Source organism: Victivallis vadensis, assembly GCF_003096415.1.
GTDB classification, from domain to species: domain Bacteria; phylum Verrucomicrobiota; class Lentisphaeria; order Victivallales; family Victivallaceae; genus Victivallis; species Victivallis vadensis.
This window is the reverse complement of sequence record NZ_QEKH01000010.1, coordinates 19,949-38,266: the sequence shown is the minus strand read 5'-3', so window position 1 is coordinate 38,266 and position 18,318 is coordinate 19,949. Positions and strand designations below refer to the sequence as shown.

Genomic DNA, 18,318 nt, shown 5'->3' with positions numbered 1-18,318 from the left:
AAACGTGAAAGTACGGCATGTCGCGATCATCATGGATGGAAACGGCCGCTGGGCCGAGCGCCGCGGCCTGCCGAAGGTGGAAGGGCACCGGCAGGGGGCGCGGCAGGTTACGGAGGTGCTGAAGGCGGCTCAGGAATACGGCGTCGAATTTCTGACGCTTTACGCATTCAGCACCGAGAACTGGAAACGGCCGGTTGCGGAAGTGACGGCGCTGATGGGATTGCTGGAGGAGTTCATCGACGACAAACTGCCGGAATTGATGAAGAACGGAATCCGGCTTCGGACGATCGGGCGGACAGAGGACCTGTTTCCGGGGGCGCGCAAAAAGCTGCTGCATGCGATTGAAATGACGGAAAAAAATAACGGCGGCACCTTGAATCTGGCGTTGAATTACGGGGGACGCGCGGAAATTGTGGATGCCGTGAATAAAATGGCGGCGGAAATGACGGAAAAAGGCGGCAGATTTCCGAAAGTGACGGAGGAGAGTTTCCGTAATTATCTGTACGCGTCGGACATTCCGGACCCGGATCTGCTGATCCGCACCAGCGGTGAACTGCGGCTGAGTAACTTTCTGTTGTGGGAACTGTCATATTCGGAAATGTATGTGACGGATACGCTGTGGCCGGATTTCGGAAAAAAAGAGTTTGGGGAAGCGCTGGAAGCGTATGGGCAGAGGGATCGGCGCTTCGGAGGCCGCAAATAAAAATAAAAACCGCAAAGCGGCACTTCGCACCGGTACGTTGCCGGACGCGGTCCAGCGGCGGAACGCTGGTCGCCCGGTGCAGGACCGCGCAGGCGCGGGTCCGGAACCGGGCGAAATGTAAGGTCGGCAAGTGCCGACCGCAATCGGAGCAGCAGTACCACCCGGCGGAGCGCGTGGTTGTTGCAAATAAGCGAAGCGGATTTGAAACAGCCGGTTCGGAGCGCGGAGCCGCTGCGAGGGGCGGCGATATCGGCAAGTTATTGCGGATGCGGCCCGGACAGGTGCGGGAGCTTTTGGCGCCGGTTGTGATAGAATGTTCGACGGCCAAGGTGCTTTCACCCGGTCGTCGAAGCCGACGTTCGGCCCCGACCGATAACGTGCTGGCGCAGGGTTATTTTTGCCGTTTTTACGCTCAAGACAGTAAAGTGGCGGAAAAGTGACGGAGTTGTAACGGATCGTTTATTGATAGAATTTTTTTAAAAAAGGAATTTCAGAAAAGTGCTTAAATACCGCGCCATCAGTTTTCCGTTGTTGCTCGCGCTGCTTGCGGCGATCATCTACTGGTCCGCAGGCGGACCGTATTTGTATGCGCTGATCGTGCCGCTGGTATTTGCCGCAGTGGTGTATGAAGTCTGCGAAATGGTCGGCAGGCTCGGCGTGAAAAGTTATCCGCGATTGGCGGCGATGGCCGGCGGCGTGCTGTTTTTCGTGCTGATGCTCTTCAATGTGCTGATTCTGTTTGAAAAATCCGAGGCGGCGAAAGTGATGGCGGCGGTGCTGCCCGCAACGATCGCGGTTGCGGGAATCGGAGGCTGGCTGATATTGCTTTTCAGCAGAGACCGCAAGGCGGCGATTGAAAAGGTGCTGACTTCCATCGGGGTGTTGATCTTGACCGGATTTCCGCTGGTTCTGGTCGCACTGGTCTACTTCAACCGCAATCTGCCGGTCGGGCCGGTTCCGCTGAACATCGGCGCCCGGCAGCTTCTGTTCCTGATTCTGGTGACCAAGGCGATGGATACCGGCGGGTATATTTTCGGAAAGCTTTCCGGCTATCTGCCCGGCGGCAATCATAAAATCTGCCCTTCCGTCAGTCCGAAAAAATCGTGGGAGGGAACCATCGGCGGCATGGCGATGTCCGTCGGCGTCAGCCTGATTTTCTGGCATATCTATGCGGAAGCGCCGTTCTGCCGGCTCCCGATGCAGAATCTCGGCACTTCGCTTTCGTGGTATGTCGCCGCCGGAATCCTGCTGGCGATCGGCAGCCTGGCGGGGGATCTGACGGAGTCGGCGTTGAAACGGGCCTGCGACGTGAAGGATTCCGGGCACATCATTCCGGGGATGGGCGGCGTCTTTGACGTGATGGACAGCTTTATTTACAACGGCGTGATTTTCTGGGTTCTCGGAGCGTTGCGCTGGTAATCATTTAAAACGGGTCTATATTAATCGGAACAGGTTTTCAACTATTTCGGAGAAGCGTATCATGGAATCGAAAATTTTGAACCTGCTCAGCGAAAATGCGCGCATGAGCGCATCTGAAATCGCTTTGCGGGCCGGACTGGATGCCGCGGCCGTCGAGGCTGCGATTACGGATTTGGAAAAACGCGGCGTGATTCGCGGTTATACCGCGATTCTGAACGAATCGGAATTGGAAGACAACAAAGTCAAGGCGATTATCGAGGTGAAGGTCACACCCAGTCGCGAAGGCGGTTTCGACCAGGTGGCGCGGCGTATTGCGCGATACCCGGAGGTCATCGATCTTTCGCTGGTCTCCGGGGGATTCGATCTGTTGTTGACGATTGAGGGGAATTCGCTTCAGGAAGTGGCCTCGTTCGTTTCGGCCAAGCTCTCGACGATCGAGGGCGTGCTCTCGACTTCTACCTCGTTTATGCTGAAGAAATACAAAGAATCCGGCAGGATTATGCAAAGTGATGAAGAATATGAACGACTCAAAGTGTGTCCGTAGGCCGTTGGTTGCCGACCATATCCAAAGTCTGCCCAAGAGCGGCATCCGCCGCTTTTTCGATCTGGTCAATACGATGGACGATGTGATCAGCCTCGGCGTCGGGGAACCCGATTTCACCACGCCGTGGACCATCCGGGAAACCGGGATTTTTTCGCTGGAAAAAGGGCATACCAGCTACACCTCCAACCTCGGCACTCCGGCGCTGCGCCGGGAAATCTGCCGCTATGTGGAGGAGAATTACCACGTCAAATACGATCCGAAAAACGAGTGCATCGTCACCATCGGCGTCAGCGAGGCGCTGGATATCGCGATGCGCGCACTGGTGAATCCGGGCGATGAAGTGATTTACACTGAGCCGTGTTTTGTGTCGTATCCGGCTGAAATCCGCATGGCGCACGGCGTGCCCGTGGTGGTCGAAACTTATGCGAAGGACGGTTTTGCACTCGACCCGGAGATTCTGCTTCGTAAGATCACGCCGAAAAGCCGGGCGCTGCTGCTGAATTTCCCGTGCAATCCGACCGGCGCGGTGATGTCCCGCGAAAATCTGGAAAAGGTCGCCGAGATTGCGGTTGAACACGACCTGATCGTACTGACCGACGAAATCTACTCCGAACTGCTGTATGAAGGCGAACATGTTTCGATCGCGTCGCTGCCGGGAATGCGGGAGCGGACGATTTTCCTGCACGGTTTTTCGAAGGCGTTCGCGATGACCGGATGGCGGGTGGGTTACGCCTGCGGGCCGCGGGAGATCATCGACGCGATGATGAAGGTTCACCAGTATTCGATCATGTGCGCGTCGACGATGGCGCAGGAAGCGGCGCTGGAAGCGTTGCGCAACGGCACGAAGTCGATGCAGCAGATGCGGGACAGCTATCATGAACGCCGCGACCTGATGGTCAACGGCTTCAACCGGATCGGGCTGGAGTGCCTGATGCCGAAAGGGGCGTTTTACGCATTTCCGTCGATCAGGTCGACGGGATTGAGTTCGACAGAGTTTGCGGAAGAGTTGTTGAAAGCTGAAAAAGTGGCGGTCGTGCCGGGCTCGGCGTTCGGCGCGTGCGGCGAAGGATTCGTGCGGTGCTGCTACGCGGCAAGCGCCGAGGATATCATCGAAGCGGTAAACCGCATGGAGCATTTTCTCGCGACACTTAAAAGGTAAAAGCATAAAGCATTGCCGGGAGTTGGCGATCAGGAAACGTTTTCATTGTAAAGGAATGATTATGATGCGAAAAAGCATATTCGTCTTCATAATGTTCCTCTTCTTTTTTGCCGTTCGCGCGGAAGTATTTACCCTGTGGCCGTATTCCGGCGGCGGATCGGTGTTGAGTTCCAAAGTGGATTCGATTCCAGGAATCGACCGGGAAATACTGCTTATCGAACCGATGATCGTGAACGGGGTGCGCCTGAAACTGGAAGTCCGGCGCATCGATTCGACGTTCGACAACCTGATTCTTTTTTTGAAGGGGAACTTTGATCCGAAAGAGCTTCGCGCCGCCGGCGATACCATCCGGGTCGCTTACAAAACCGGTGAAAAACAAGTGGAACGGTGGCTGATCGTGAATTCGGGAGACGGGAAACCGCTGACGATGTTCTGCATCACTTCTCCATTGAAGCTGCCGGGGCCGGGGGAATGGCCCGCATCGCTGCCGCCGCTGCCGGTTGGGGCGAAGGCCGTTCAGGTTGTGGAGTTTCCCGGACGCAAAGCAGTTTACGGCTCCTTTGAAAACAGCGGAAATTCCCCGGAGCAACTGTTGCGCAACACCTCCGATTTCCTGCGGTCACGCGGCTGGCAGGCGGCCGGAAATGAAGCCGATCCGTCGATTCAGGGAAACGGCGACCTTTTCCTGCGCGCGAATCCACGCGAACTGATGTGGGTCAGTTACGGCGCCGCCGGCAACGGGGCGTGCTATACCCGCCCTTATTGATCTGCGCCACGCTATTCATTTCATACCGGAATCCGGACAAAAAAGTGGCCGGGTACAGGGAGGCACCCGGCCGGGAGAAGGGAAAAGGGAACAGGGAAATATATTAAACCGGCTTGAAACCGGAAATTACAATTTTTTTTACATCAACCTCTATCATCTTGCGTTGCCATATAATATAAGAGGAAAAACGGAAATTTCAACCCATTCGATATAAAAACATCGATATTTTTTTATTTTTTATTTCAGCCAAAATCAACTACTCTGAAATCCCCCTGTTTGCAGGGAATGCCGGGTTGCAGGAATTGCGGAGATATAGTATATTAAACCGCAAAAGAATTGCGGAGACAGAACGACGATGGAAACTCATCTTGGCAGCAGGCTGGTAAAGACGCTCGACCTGAGCCTCGGCGGTGTGCTTTACGGCGGCCGGATGCTTGATTTCGTTGCGGAACATGCTGCGATCCATGCCATGAAATGCACCGGTGAACCGCATATGGTCGGATACCGGTTCGGGGAGATTGTGCTTTCAAGACCGGTCCGGGCGGGAGAGATCATCGATTTTTCTGGTGGAGAATCTCGGTTTGGGCGCAGCAGTGTGACTTTTGAACTGACCGGACGGGTTGGAAATGAGGTCGCAGTCCGGGCGGAATGCACTTTTGTGGCGGTCGATGAACACGGCTGCAAAAAATTACTGGAAAGAGTGGAAAAATGAGCCTGAAACTTGCTGTCGCCGCCGATTTGCACTATCAGAAAACGGCGAATTGGAAACATCCGGAGCGCAAAGGTGAGTACGCGTACTTTTTTCTGCACCGCTTTGTGAAGATGCTGATGATTACAGGCTGGCCGGACGCGGTGCTGATCGGAGGCGATCTGATCGATCCGGCCGGAGCATGTGACCATGCGGCATTCGGGAGGTTGCAGGAGATTGCGGAACTGTTGAAAAAAATTCCGGTTCCGGTGCTGGTTCTGCCCGGCAATCACGATCCGGCGCCGGAAATGTTCTATCAGGTATTTCCGCAGCCGCCCGATTATCTGGAAATCGGAAACGCCCGGATTCTTCCGTTTTGGGCTGATCCGGAGCGTCCCGGCTACAATTCCGAACGCCTGCCGCAGGAGCTGGAACGTTTCGATCGGGCGCGTCGGAATTTTTCGGGAAATCTGGTGGCATTCCAGCATGTTCCGGTGCTGCCGTCCGGTGCTGACTGTCCTTACAACTATGTGAATCATGACGCGGTGATCCGCAAGATGCACGAGACCGGCTGTGTGCTGTCGGTCGGCGCCCACTGTCACCGGGGAGTTCCGCAGTTCAGCGATGGTAAATGTACGTATGTGACGGTTCCGGCGCTGTGTGAAAGTCCGTTCCGCTATGCGATGGTCGAGCTGGGCGACGACGGCACGGTCCGTACTGAAGTGGAATCGTTCCGGCTGCCCGGCGGTTTTGAGTGGTTCGACTGCCACACCCATACGCCGTTCGCCTATTGCAGTGAAAATATGGACATCGGAATCGAGGCGGACCTGATGGATCAGTTGAACCTGACCGGTGCGGTGATTACCGAACACTCCGGCCAGTTGTATTACACCAACCGGGATTTCTGGGGACACCGCTGGTTCGATGAGGGACTCGATTCGCCCGCGGTTCAACCGCGCATGAAGCTGTTCCGACAGTATGTGACGACGGCCGACCCGCGATTCCGGGTCAGTTTTGAAGTGGATGTTTCCCGCGCGGGAGAGCCGGTTCTGGAACCGGAAATTCTGAAATCGCTGCCGTTCAAGATCGGGGCGACCCACTATATCGATCAGGGGTTGAGTGCGGAAGAGAGCGGATTGCAGTTGCTCTCTCTGATCGAAGCCCACGGCAAAGCGGGAATCAACGTGCTCGCGCATCCGACCCGGATTCTGGCGGCGCGCGGTTTCGATGAAGAACCGTGGTTCGACCGGATTATCGCAGTGCTGAAACAATACAATATGGCGGCGGAAGTCAACTTTCACCAGAATTCCGCGAATCCCGAATTCACCCGCCGGGCGATTGAAGCAGGCTTGAAGCTGAGCTTCGGGACGGATTCGCATAATCTCGCGAACTTCGGCTTCCTGCAGCCGCATATCTGGCTGTTGCGAAAGATCGGTTACAACGGCGATTTCGCGGATATCCTGGTCAAACCCTGAAGTAAAGGAGTATAATGGAGAATACCCCGAAACCATCTCCGGACGGCCTGATGCTGGGCGTTGGCCTGGATAATCAGGACGGTCACAAACGGGTGACCAAAGGAGACAATTTCTATCTGGTCGGCGGCTCCGAGGAGACGCATGAACGGATGACGGAAACGGCGATCAAGGTCAATGAGAAGCTGGCGCGCAAAGGCAAGCATCTTTCCGAGCTTTCTCCGCAGGAATTTGCCGAAATCGTTCGTGAGGCTTCCGGCAAATAGGCGTCCGCCCGGCAGATTCGCAATTCTGCCCGCAGCCGGTAAAAAAACGAATATCTTTTCCGCAGGACTTGACATCAGGGATACTTTTTGTCATAATATATGTGTAATCCAATTTTTGAAAAAATATTTTGGTTCTTATTTTGGAGGATCGGATGCACAGAGGCGGTATGGAAGAAAAACAGGTCGGCCGGAGATCATTGCCGTGTAATTTCACGCTTATTGAGCTGCTCATCGTGATAGCGATCATTGCAATTCTCGCATCGCTGCTGCTGCCGGCGTTGAATTCGGCGCGGGACCGGGCGAGGGCGGTGCAGTGTTCGGGAAATCTGAAGCAGATCGGTCTGGCCGATTTTCAGTACATTTCCGACTACGATGAATTTCTGTACGGGCCGGGACTGCAGGCGGCCGCTTCGCCGTCGTTTCCGGGAGCTTTGAATCAGGCAAGGTGGGCGATCAGCATGGCGAATCTCGGTTATCTGCCGAAATATAATACGAAAAAGAAAGGACATGCGTGGATCGCGGTCTGTCCCGCCAGTTCTCCGTTCTTCTTTCAGCATGAGAACTGGAGCTATGCAAAGCGGGGCGCCCGGACCAAAGACAACACCTCAAAAAATTTCAACTGCTATTGGAAAAATTCCGGAAACCGTTTTACGGCGGTGGACATCGAAGCGGCTTCGACGGCCCGGACCGACGATACGACCGATGGAAAGTCGGTTTCTCCGTCACGGTTCGTGACTACGTTCGACAGCTGGTATTATATCGGCGAAAAGGGGTATTCGCAGTTTTACAAGGCGGCGTTCGACACGCTCGGCCTCGTTCACAAGCTGCAGGCCAATGTGCTGATGTATGACGGGCATGTGGAGAGCGGCCGGCAGAAGTATGGAGTTTTCCGGTACGGCCGCTGCAACAAGGATGATCAGAGATATGAACTGGCTGAATAACAGGGAGAGAGAAAGCAAAATGAAACAGTACCTGACTGCGGGGGTTGCGCTGCTGTTGAGTTGTTGTGTGCAAAGCGCGGATACATCTGCGGCATCCGGTGCGGCCGGGGCCGACGTGCCTTTCATCACCTGTTTTGCGGCGGATGCCGAATACACCGGCACGCTGCTCCAATCGGTAAAACGCGGTGATATCGCCGCGGAAGCGGTGACCCGCCGGGCGGTCCGGCTGGAACGGGAGGGCGACCGGATCTCATTCAAAGCCGAAAAACCGTTCAATTCAATCGTGGTGCGCTGCTGCATCCCGGATGCGCCGCAGGGCGGCGGGATCGATGCGACGTTGAGCGTGCTGGCCGACGGCGGACCGGCGGCGAAACTTCCGCTTCACTCCCGGTATACCTGGCTGTATGCCGATTCCGACGGCGGACTGCTGGAAGATCCGGCGGTTGCGCAGAAGCCGGGCGGTTTCGCACGCAATTTCTTCGATGAGGCGCGGCTGCTGCTGGACCGGGAATTTCCGGCCGGAACAGTGTTGACGCTGCGGAAAAGCGCCGGTGACGATGCGCCTTTTTATGTGATCGATCTGGTCGATTTTGAACTTGTTCCGCCGCCGTTGCCCTGCCCGCCGGATGCGCTGCCGGTCACTGAATTCGGCGCGACGGCCGACGACGGCGCCGATGATACCGCCGCGTTGCGCAAGTGTGTGGCGGAAGCGAAAAAACAGGGGAAAAAAGTCTACATTCCGCGCGGCGTGTTCCGGCAGGACGGCATCCTCGAATTGGACAACGTCACGGTGTGCGGCGCGGGCATGTGGCACTCCACGCTGATGACCCATGTGCTGCCTTCCGACAAGGGGCCGTGGAACGGCAACCTCGGTTTCCGGCTGGCGGGCAGGAATATCAGGGTCAGCGACCTGCACGTGATCGGTTTCAGCCGGCGGCGCGGAAAGCCGTTCCAGCGCGGCGTGGTCGGTTCCGGCGAGAACTTTGAGTTGCGGAATCTCTGGATTGAGCGGTGCGGCGTCGGCATCTGGATCGGGAACTGCCGGGATGGAGTGATCCGCAACTGCCGGTTCCGCAACAACAAGGCCGACGGGATCAACGTCAACAACAATTCTCACCGGGTACTGATCGAAAACTGCCATGCGCGCGGCAACGGCGACGACTCCTTCGCCGCGTTTTCCAATACCGACAAGGGCGGAGGACTCGTCGGGAGCAACAGCGACATCCTGTTTCGCCGCAACACCTCCGAGTCGAACTGGTGGGGCAACGGGATCGGGTTGTACGGCGGAGTGAATATTGCAGCCGAAAACAACCTCGTCCGGGGGGCGCAGCCGGTGGCGGGCATTCAGGTTTCGACCGGACACAGTGCGTGGCCGTTCGACGGGGTGACCGTCCGCGGCAACCGGATCGTCGATTGCGGCGGCGTGAACTGGAACCAGAAGTTCGGTTCGATCTGGGTTCACTCTCCCGGAGCTCCGATCGCCGGCGCGGTGATTGAAAACAACACCATCCGGAACGGACTGAACGACGCAGTGAAGCTGCAGGGCGGCAAATCGGAAATCGAACTGGTGTGCCGGAACAACCGCATTCAGAGCACCACCGGCGACGGCGTGCGGATTCTGGGCAATGTCCGGGGCAAGGTCACGCTTGACGGCAACACCTTCGGCGCAGTCGGCGGCCGGAGGCTCCGGAACGACGCCGGAAAGGCGGTCGGACTCCTTGAAAAATGACGGTTCCGCCGGTATGGTATACAATGATCAAATCGCAATTCCGGCAACCGGGAGAACCGTTCCATTGAACCGTCATCAGGTAAAACAGGCCCTGCTCGACCGCATCGTCGCACTGGAGGTCGGCGCGAAGCTGCCGCCGGAACGGATGCTGGCCGAAGAATTCGGAGTGTGCCGTTCGACGATGACGCGCGTGTTGGCGGATCTTGCCGTCGAAGGATATGTCTCCCGGAAGATCGGAGTGGGCAGTTTTGTATTGCCGCGCAACCAGATGATGAAAAGCTCTCCGGCAAGCCGCCGCGTCCGCGGTGAAGTGATCATCGTCTATCCCGATTTCTTCAGTTTCGATATCTGGAGCAAAGTGCATTGTGCCGAAATCGCCGCGATGCGCTCCAACCGGCTGCTGCTGAATCTGAAAATGCAGCCGGATTCCGACTACGAACTGCTGTTCGAGCTGGTGCGGGAATGCCGGAAACTCGAAGGGATCATTCTGGCCAGTTGCACCAGTTTCACGCCGAACGTGATCCGGCGGCTGGACGAAATCGGTGTGCCGGTGGTGGTGGCCGGAGAGATCGAGGATATCGATTCTTACCGGAATATTTTCTGCATCCGGCGCAACCATGTGCAGTCCGGGTTCCTGAAAATGGATGCGGTGATCGCCGCCGGCCACCGCCATATCGGCATTATTCCGAACGAGCTGCCCACCACCATCGCGTCGCGCAGTTGCCTCAGGGGAATGAAGGATGCGGTCCGCCGCCGTAAGATGCGCTGGAGCGATATCGCCAAACCGGTCAAAATCATGGAGAACTGGGGCAGTTCCATGAAATGCGCCTACGACCAGACGCTTGAAGTGATGCGGAATCACCCGGAAGTGACCGCCCTGGTGGTCGATACCGCATCGGGAGCGGCGGGGGCGTTGCGGGCTTTGGCCGACTTGAAGCTGCGGTGCCCGGAGGATGTCAGCATTGTGACGGCATTTTCTGACACGGTGCAGGCGGAATTCACCTGCCCGCGCCTGACCGCCGTTTCCGGTTCCACCGCTGAAGTGATGATTGACGCCGCAATGAAGATTATCTTCACTCCCGGGGAAGTCGGGTCAAGGGTAATGCTGCTCGATGTGGAATTGACCGAACGCGAAAGCCTGCGCCGTTTGTGAATGCCTCCGGCGGCCGGAATTATTATCTATTGCGGGATTGCCGGAGGTTCGGGTTGGCAAAATATTCCTCTGCCGCTATATTATGAAAAATGATAATAACGGGGGAATACCGCAGGAATGATTACCTATTCGGAACTACGCCGCGAACTGGTCGGGATGTTCGCCGATGCCGGAATCGCTTCGGCGGCGGTGGACAGCGACCTTCTGATTACGGAGCTGGCCGGGATTTCGCGGCCGGAACTTTTTTTGTGCGCCGGCGAACCGGTTCCGGCGGAGCTGGAGCGGCATATCCGGGAGCTGGCCCGCCGCCGCGCGAACCGCGAACCTCTGCAGTATCTGCTCGGCGTCGCCTATTTCATGGATCTGGAACTTGAGGTGACGCCTGCCGTGCTGATTCCGCGCCCGGAGACGGAACTGCTGGCGGAATATGCGGTCAAACATCTGCCGGAGGGCGGTTCGATGCTGGATCTCGGCACCGGTTCGGGAGCGATCGCGCTGGCGGTTGCGGCGGAACGCCCCGACGTGCGGATTACGGCGGTGGACGTCAGCTCCGACGCGCTGGAGGTTGCGCGGCGCAATCGCGTCCGCTGCGGCGGTGAAGTGCGCTTCCTGCAGTCGGATCTCTTTTCGGAATTGCCGGGGGAACGCTTCGATCTGGTCGGAGCGAATCTGCCGTATGTGACGCAGGAAGAGTACCCGGCGCTTGAGCCGGAGGTCCGGCTTTTTGAACCGCAGCTCGCCCTGACTGCCCCGGACGGCGGTTTCCGGTTGATCGAACGCGCCGCCCGCGAACTTGCGGATCATTTGAATCCGGGCGGACGGGCGATCTTTGAGCTTTCGCCGCCGCAGGCGCCCCGCCTGGCGGAACTTTTCGTCAAGCTCGGCGGGTTCGATGAGATCGACGTGCTTGCGGATTACACCCGCCGCGACCGGTTCGTGAGCGTGCGGATTGCATTTCGGCAATGATGCTTGACAACGTCCGGTGAATATTGTACAGTATAACCCAGAGAAAAGACGAAGGAGCCAGCCGGAGAGCGATTATGAAGATTCTTTTGGTGGAGGATGATGCCAGAACCGCCGATTTCATACTGAAGGGGTTGCAGCAGTCCGGCTACACCACGGTCCACGCGGCGGACGGACGGGACGGCCTGTTCAAGGCGACCACTGAATCCTGCGACCTCGCCGTGGTCGATATCATGCTGCCCGGCCTGGACGGTTTCACTCTGATCGAAAAGCTGCGGGCTGCCGGAATCAAATTACCGGTGATCGTGTTGAGCGCGCGCAGTTCGGTCGATGACAAGATCCGGGCGCTGCAGACCGGCGGCGACGACTATCTGGTCAAGCCTTTCAGTTTTTCGGAGCTGATCGCACGAATTCAGGCGCTGCTGCGCCGGGCCAGCGCGACGGCGGAGCCTTCCACATTGACGGTCGGCGATTTGTCGATCGATCTTTTGTCGCGCAAGGTGTACCGCGGTTCCACCCGGATCGATATCCAGCCGCTGGAGTTCACGCTTCTGGAATACCTCGCGCGGAATGCGGGCCGGGTGGTCTCCAAAACGATGATCATGGAACACGTGTGGGAGTACAATTTCGACCCGCAGACCAATATTGTGGAGACCCGGATGTGCCGGCTCCGCGAAAAACTTGATAAACCGTTCAAAGAAAAACTGCTCCATACGGTGCGGGGGTTTGGCTATGTCCTTGAGCCGGAAGCGGATTTTCGACACCGTTAAATTCAGGATCGCGCTGCGCTACGCGCTGTTGTTCGCCCTCTCGTCGGCCCTTTGCGTGCTGATCGCGCACCTGACGATCCGGCGCGGGCTGCTGAACGGCTTCGACCGGCAGCTGGAAGCCGGCGCCCGCCAGTTTCTCTATGAATATCTGACCGGGCAGCGTTACCGCCAGTTCGACCGGGAAATTCCGGTCAGCGCGGTAACGCGCGGCGAATTCGATGCATTCCGCAAAAAACTGCCGGGCGTCGTGCTGCTGCTCGGTTTTGAAAAGAGCGGCGGCGACGAACGCTATCAGACCTTCTTCGGCGTGCAGCACGGAAAACTCTATGAATTGAGGCAGGAAAGTTCCGGCGGCGTCTATTCGCGCGAACTGCGTCCCGCCAACCATCTGGAGATGCTGGAAAGCAGCTTTGAAAATCGCGCCCGGCTGGAAGGGATCCGCAACGTCTGGTACGCGCTGTACAGCGCCGACGGCAAACTGGTCGCATCATCCCCGAATAGTGCGGAACTTGCCGACGCCGGGGAACTGACGCCGGGATTCAGCGTCCGCGGGAGCGCCCGTTCCGATTTCCGGATCATGCGGCTGCGGCTGTTCGACGGCGCCACGCTGGAAGTCGGGCAGAGCCTGAAGCCGGTCCAGCAACTGATTGAGGAATATACCCTGCTCCATGTCGGCATTTTCAGTTTTTTCCTGATTGTCGGCACGGTGGTCGGGTGGCTGATCGCCCGCAAATTCGTGAACGGCGTGCTGCGCGTCAGTGATGCGGCACGCGAGACGGCGGGCGGAGATTTCAGCCGGCGGGTTCCGGAAGGGGATGGCGGCGCTGAAATCAATGAACTGGTCTGCACTTTCAATTTAATGAATTCCAATACGGAAAAACTGTTCAATGAATTGAAGATGGTCACCGACAATGTCGCGCACGATCTGCGCACTCCGCTGACCCGGATGCGGGGCCTTGCCGAAGTGACCGTCGAGGGGCCCCCCGAGCTGGGCCGTTACCGGGAGCTGGCCGGCGTGGTGGCCGACGAATGCAGCCAGATGATCCAGATCATCAATACGATGCTTGAGATTACCAAGACCGAGTCCAATATCGAAACTCCAGAAGCCGAACTGCTGGACCTGCGCGAAATGATCGCGCGCGCGGCCGAGCTTTTCCAGCCGCTGGCCGAAGACGGCGATGTGCGACTGGCTGCGGAACTGCCGGATGCGGCGGTGCCGTTCCGGGGAGACCGGATCAAGCTGCAGCGGGTGGTCTCCAACCTGATCGACAATGCGCTGAAATTCACGCCGCCCGGCGGAACGATCACGCTTTCGCTGACGGTGAAGGAGAATACGATCCTGTTCCGGGTTGCGGATACCGGCTGCGGCATCCGTGAAGAGGACCTGGAACATATCTTTGAACGCTTCTTCCGCAGTGACGCGAGCCGTACCCGTCCCGGCAACGGCCTCGGGCTGGCACTGGTCCGGGCGATCGTGCGCGCCCATCACGGCGAGATTACCGCCGCCAGCAAACTGGGCGAAGGCAGTTGTTTTACCGTCGAACTTCCGAAAAATTGCTGATTTTTCGCGAAGATTGCCGATTTGCAATCTTGCGGCAATATTCCGGCCATTCCAGACGGGTATACTATATAACAGAAAGAGGGATCAACAGGATGATTCCTCCGGAGTATGAGGAAGTACAGGAGTCTGATGGATGAGTAAATTTACCTGCGAGGTAATTTTCATAGCGGCGGCTTCAATTGCAGTCGCCTGGCTGGTTTGAGTTATTCAGTCCCTTTTGCGCGCCGGGTCGTTCGAAATCCCCCCCTTCGATGATCCGGCGTGTTTTTTTGTCTTTGCCCGGGACCGGGGCGCGTTATGATCTATCGGCGATACTCCGCTCCGGCACGTTGCCGGTCGTGATCCAACGGTGAAACCGTTGGCCGTCGGAGACACTTGTGCGCTACAGCGCCCAGCTGCCGGAGATGCGATTGCAAATCAGGCCGTGTAGCGCACAAGCCCTGCCGCCCGGCAGGGCGGACAGACCCGCCTGCCTTCAAAACGGCAGACTTTCCTTGCAACTCGTCTTCAGTGATCGGTGTCGCTTTATCGCCGTACTCTCCCGGTTTTGTAAAACGCAAGGTTCCGGTTTACATAATTGTAAGGAATTGAAAATAAACCATTGTCCTGAATTCAAACGTAATTATTTTATTATAAGTACGATATGAGATATGCCGTGAGACTTGGCACGTGAAGTGCTTCTCTATGGTGCGTCCGGAAAATCCGCCGATGGGGCGGCCAGAAAAACAACCGGTCAGTTACAGGAGATACATCATGAACTATCAGTCAGGCGGTATAAAACGGATCACGGCCCTGCTTCTGGCGGGTGCCATGTCCGCCGCCGCATTCGCGGCCGAAAGCAAAGAGCGCACCATCGTATTCAACGAGGACCGTAACCAGCACTACATGACCACGAAAACCTATGAACTCAGACATGTCAGGGCGCATGACATCCTGCCGTTCATCAAAGGCGCGATCAAACGGTTCGACGATCAGTCGACGATCCAGAGCCTGGACTACGCGGCGGGGAAAAAACAATATCTGGTGGTCTCCACCGGCAGTCAGCTGCTCCCCTACATCGACGACATGGTCGCCAAGCTGGACTATCCATCTCCCAAAATCGATGAAAACGGTTCGGCCATCGAAGGCGACGGCGTGACCCGGTTCGTTTATTGCGGGAAGTACCGCACCAGCGAAAATATGAACCATGTCGTGTCGCAGACCTTCATCGACGGATTCGGCTCCGGCGCAAGCTATTTCGATGTCGGTTCGAATATGTTCTACTGGAAAAGTTCAAAGTCGCAGGGGGAAGCATATTTGAAGTTTTTGACCGCGCTCGACCGCCCGCTGCCGCAGCTTCAGGTTCAACTGAACATCTATGTGATCAGCGATAACAATTTCCGCGAACTGGGCATCGATTATCTGGCGTGGAAAAATGGCCCGGGGGCGGAAATTTTCGCAACCGGATTCGATTTCTCGAACTTCTACTCGGTCGAGCATCTGCAGGATTTCACGAATATCCTGTCGAGCGGACCAATCTGGGATGCGACCGGGCTGGGCGGCATTCTGGTCGCCCCGAACTTCGACGCGACCTTCCTGCGGATGCTTGCGCAGAAAGGCAAGGCGTGGACCGCCGCCTCCGCGATGCTGACGCTGACCAATGACTTCACCACTCCGGCGGCGACTTCGTGGGAGGATGCCTCCTACCGCTTCAAATTCACGCCGCAACTGCAGAATATCGTGAAGGATGAAAATCAGACCACTTCGCTTGACGCGCTCGACGGCAGTGAATTTTCGTTTTATTTGAGTTCGCCGGTGATCTGCTTCGGCGATGATCCGGCCAAAAAGGCGCTGACGCTGATGTGCAACTGGAATCTCGAAGTCAATTCGCTGGTCGAAACCGACAATCAGGGCGTGGCGACCATTGACAGCAACAGTTTCAGCTCGAACCTGACCCTTGAGGCCGGCACGGAAAAACTGCTGGCGGTCTACGACAAGCACGTGGTAACCGAGCAGTACAACGGCATGCCGTTTCTCGGCGAAATTCCGGTGCTGAAATACCTTTTCGGCGCCGAAAGCAAGGTGGACAGCAAAATGAGGGTGTTCGTGACGATGAGCGCCGTACCGGTCGAAACGAAGAATATCCCGAATCCGGCTGCGGGCAAAGTGATCGAAGCCGCCGAACTGGCGGCCGCGAACAAAACCGGATTTTAAATGGAGAAAACCGCGATTATGAAAACGAACAGAAAAATCATCGCCGCCGTATTTGCATTTGCGGCCCTTCTGCCGGGCCTCCGCGCCGCCGCCGAATGGGACAAACCGACGCCTTCGCCGCTGCCGACGCAGGTGCTGCCGCTGCTGAACGTCGAGGTAAATCGCGAAACCGACGCGATCACCTTTGTGAACACCAACAACGACCCGTTCGTCTACACCCGGGTCTATGTGCTCAAGCACGCCGATCCGTATGAGATCCGCCCGTTCATCATGGCGGCGGTGCGGTCGCGGCGGGTCGACACCAACGACACCAAGGTTGAGGCGATCCGCTATATGGACGGCACCGGAATGTTGATTGTTTCCGCGGAACAATACCGCTTTGAACCGGTCGAAAACGGCATGAGCATCGACCAGATCGTCGCGATGCTCGACAAACCAGGGCTGGCCTCGGAGACCGGCCGGAAATTCTTCCTTTATTATCCGAAATATTGGGATTCGGCGACGCTGGCTGCTCTGGTGCGGCGGGTCGGCATGACTGAAGCCGACGATGATGTGGAATTGCAGGGCGGCATCGACACCGTCCGGGCGGATGTCGGGCTGAATGCGCTGATGTTCCATACCAGCCCGTTCAGCCAGAAGGCGATCGAACGGATTCTCAAGGAGTACGACGCGCCGGTTACCGAGGCATTGGTCGATTATAAAATCTACGAGATCGACAGCGAAAACGACGGCAACCTCGGCGTCGACTTTCAGGCGTGGAAGAACGGTCCGGGCGCGGACCTCTTCGCGGCGGGGGCGCGCTACGCGAGCGGCTGGGACTTCCTGAACAACAACGTCGCCTCCAACCTGATCAAAAGTTCACACACCAGCGCCTTCAACTTCAATCCGAAATGGAACTCCAAATATCTGGATTTCCTGGTCGCGAAAAGCAAGGCGAAGGTGATCACCTCCGGCCGGACCTCGATCATGAACCGCTGCACCGGCACGATTTCAAGCGTGACCCGGATTCCGGTGATTGAGGCCGGAGAGGAAACCGCCGGCGATTCCGGTCCGGTGACGTTGAGCGACGCATTGCTGATTCCGGCGTGGAACACGGACTACACGCTGAATGCGGTCGATCAGGAGAAGGGGCTTGCAATCAATATCCGGCCGGCGGGCTATACAGGGGAAGTGGTGATTACCCGCACGAAGATCAACACCCGCACCTACTACAATATTTCACTGGACAAATCCGGCGCGTATCTGACCCGGGCGGACGGCAAGAACCTCGGGCGGACCTGCAAAGCCTACGATGTTTCCGTGACATTGACCGACAACACCGTGACGCCGCCGGTCACGACGGATGTGGACGACTGGACGAGCGCCTATTCCTACATCATCCGGAAGGATAAGAAACGGGTTACGAAACAGGCGGAGTTCGGTTTCACACTGGAACTGACGCCGGAAGTGAATACCGAAGCATCGCAGATCAAAGTTGCGATGAGCAACACCAATCTGCTCGGTTTCAAGGGCAACGGCGAACCGCGCACCAGCGAGACGGTGCTGAATACAAGTCTGCAGATGGCGAACGACGGCGGTGTATTTTATATCGGCGGGCTGGAAAAGTCGGCGCTGGTGCGGAGCGTGAGCAAGGTGCCGTTTCTCGGAGATATCCCGTTTCTCGGCTGGGTGTTTGCCGGGGAGTCGGAGTCGGTGAAAAAGACGCAGATCGTAGCCGTGCTGACGGTGGTTCCGGTTACGCCTGATACTCCGGTCGACGCCAGGCTGCGCGACGAAGCCGGAAAGACGGTCGAAAAGCTGTCGAATTTCGGTTTGAAGCATAAGTTGCTGGTCGAAAATGAGTACGGATTCGACCAGTATTTCCTCGATCCGGATAAGGATTGATCCGCTCCTTCCCCGGCGTCCGGTTTGAAGCTTCGAGCTGAAAACCGGACGCTTTTTTTCAAACGCGGCTTGACAAGGAGCGAACACCGGATTATGTTATAAACACA

Annotated in this window: 16 protein-coding genes; all 16 read left to right on the top strand. The window is 57.0% G+C overall.

Features of this window, described 5'->3' with window-relative positions; translation table 11 throughout:
- Positions 1-4 precede the first annotated feature (4 nt).
- A complete protein-coding gene (locus C8D82_RS07425) occupies positions 5-703 on the top strand; it encodes an isoprenyl transferase (RefSeq protein WP_243402513.1) in 699 nt (232 codons plus the stop codon).
- A 498-nt stretch (positions 704-1,201) separates the two neighbouring features.
- Positions 1,202-2,122, top strand: coding sequence for a phosphatidate cytidylyltransferase (locus tag C8D82_RS07420; RefSeq protein ID WP_116883641.1), 921 nt, complete (start codon positions 1,202-1,204; stop codon positions 2,120-2,122).
- Positions 2,123-2,183: 61 nt separating this feature from the next.
- Complete coding sequence (locus tag C8D82_RS07415; protein ID WP_116883640.1) at positions 2,184-2,666, top strand: Lrp/AsnC family transcriptional regulator; 483 nt, start codon at positions 2,184-2,186, stop codon at positions 2,664-2,666.
- Complete coding sequence (locus C8D82_RS07410) at positions 2,632-3,825, top strand: aminotransferase class I/II-fold pyridoxal phosphate-dependent enzyme (RefSeq protein WP_243402512.1); 1,194 nt, start codon at positions 2,632-2,634, stop codon at positions 3,823-3,825. The genes C8D82_RS07415 and C8D82_RS07410 overlap by 35 nt, the downstream gene beginning before the upstream one ends.
- 160 nt (positions 3,826-3,985) lie before the next feature.
- Positions 3,986-4,591, top strand: a complete 606-nt coding sequence (locus C8D82_RS07405) for a hypothetical protein (protein WP_133245103.1) — start codon at positions 3,986-3,988, stop codon at positions 4,589-4,591.
- A 355-nt stretch (positions 4,592-4,946) separates the two neighbouring features.
- Complete coding sequence (locus C8D82_RS07400) at positions 4,947-5,303, top strand: hotdog domain-containing protein (RefSeq protein ID WP_116883638.1); 357 nt, start codon at positions 4,947-4,949, stop codon at positions 5,301-5,303.
- Positions 5,300-6,754, top strand: a complete 1,455-nt coding sequence (locus C8D82_RS07395; RefSeq protein ID WP_116883637.1) for a metallophosphoesterase — start codon at positions 5,300-5,302, stop codon at positions 6,752-6,754. The genes C8D82_RS07400 and C8D82_RS07395 overlap by 4 nt, the downstream gene beginning before the upstream one ends.
- Positions 6,755-6,768: 14 nt before the next feature.
- Positions 6,769-7,017 (top strand): hypothetical protein, encoded by a 249-nt coding sequence (locus C8D82_RS07390; protein ID WP_116883636.1) that lies wholly within the window; start codon positions 6,769-6,771, stop codon positions 7,015-7,017.
- A 167-nt stretch (positions 7,018-7,184) separates the two neighbouring features.
- The gene (locus tag C8D82_RS07385) at positions 7,185-7,958 is read left to right on the top strand and encodes a DUF1559 family PulG-like putative transporter (protein ID WP_116883635.1); all 774 of its coding nucleotides are present in this window, start codon (positions 7,185-7,187) and stop codon (positions 7,956-7,958) included.
- 19 nt (positions 7,959-7,977) lie between these two features.
- On the top strand, positions 7,978-9,687 hold the full coding sequence (locus C8D82_RS07380) for a right-handed parallel beta-helix repeat-containing protein (RefSeq protein ID WP_165832907.1): 1,710 nt from the start codon (positions 7,978-7,980) through the stop codon (positions 9,685-9,687).
- Positions 9,688-9,751: 64 nt separating this feature from the next.
- The gene (locus C8D82_RS07375; RefSeq protein WP_165832906.1) at positions 9,752-10,840 is read left to right on the top strand and encodes a substrate-binding domain-containing protein; all 1,089 of its coding nucleotides are present in this window, start codon (positions 9,752-9,754) and stop codon (positions 10,838-10,840) included.
- A 117-nt stretch (positions 10,841-10,957) separates the two neighbouring features.
- The gene (gene prmC, locus C8D82_RS07370) at positions 10,958-11,806 is read left to right on the top strand and encodes a peptide chain release factor N(5)-glutamine methyltransferase (protein WP_116883632.1); all 849 of its coding nucleotides are present in this window, start codon (positions 10,958-10,960) and stop codon (positions 11,804-11,806) included.
- A 74-nt stretch (positions 11,807-11,880) separates the two neighbouring features.
- A complete protein-coding gene (locus tag C8D82_RS07365; protein WP_116883631.1) occupies positions 11,881-12,573 on the top strand; it encodes a response regulator in 693 nt (230 codons plus the stop codon).
- A complete protein-coding gene (locus C8D82_RS07360; protein WP_116883630.1) occupies positions 12,536-14,134 on the top strand; it encodes a sensor histidine kinase in 1,599 nt (532 codons plus the stop codon). The genes C8D82_RS07365 and C8D82_RS07360 overlap by 38 nt, the downstream gene beginning before the upstream one ends.
- A 753-nt stretch (positions 14,135-14,887) precedes the next feature.
- Entirely contained in the window at positions 14,888-16,327 is a 1,440-nt protein-coding gene (locus C8D82_RS07355) for a hypothetical protein (RefSeq protein ID WP_165832905.1), read from the top strand.
- A gap of 18 nt (positions 16,328-16,345) precedes the next feature.
- Entirely contained in the window at positions 16,346-18,211 is a 1,866-nt protein-coding gene (locus tag C8D82_RS07350) for a hypothetical protein (RefSeq protein ID WP_165832904.1), read from the top strand.
- Positions 18,212-18,318 lie beyond the last annotated feature (107 nt).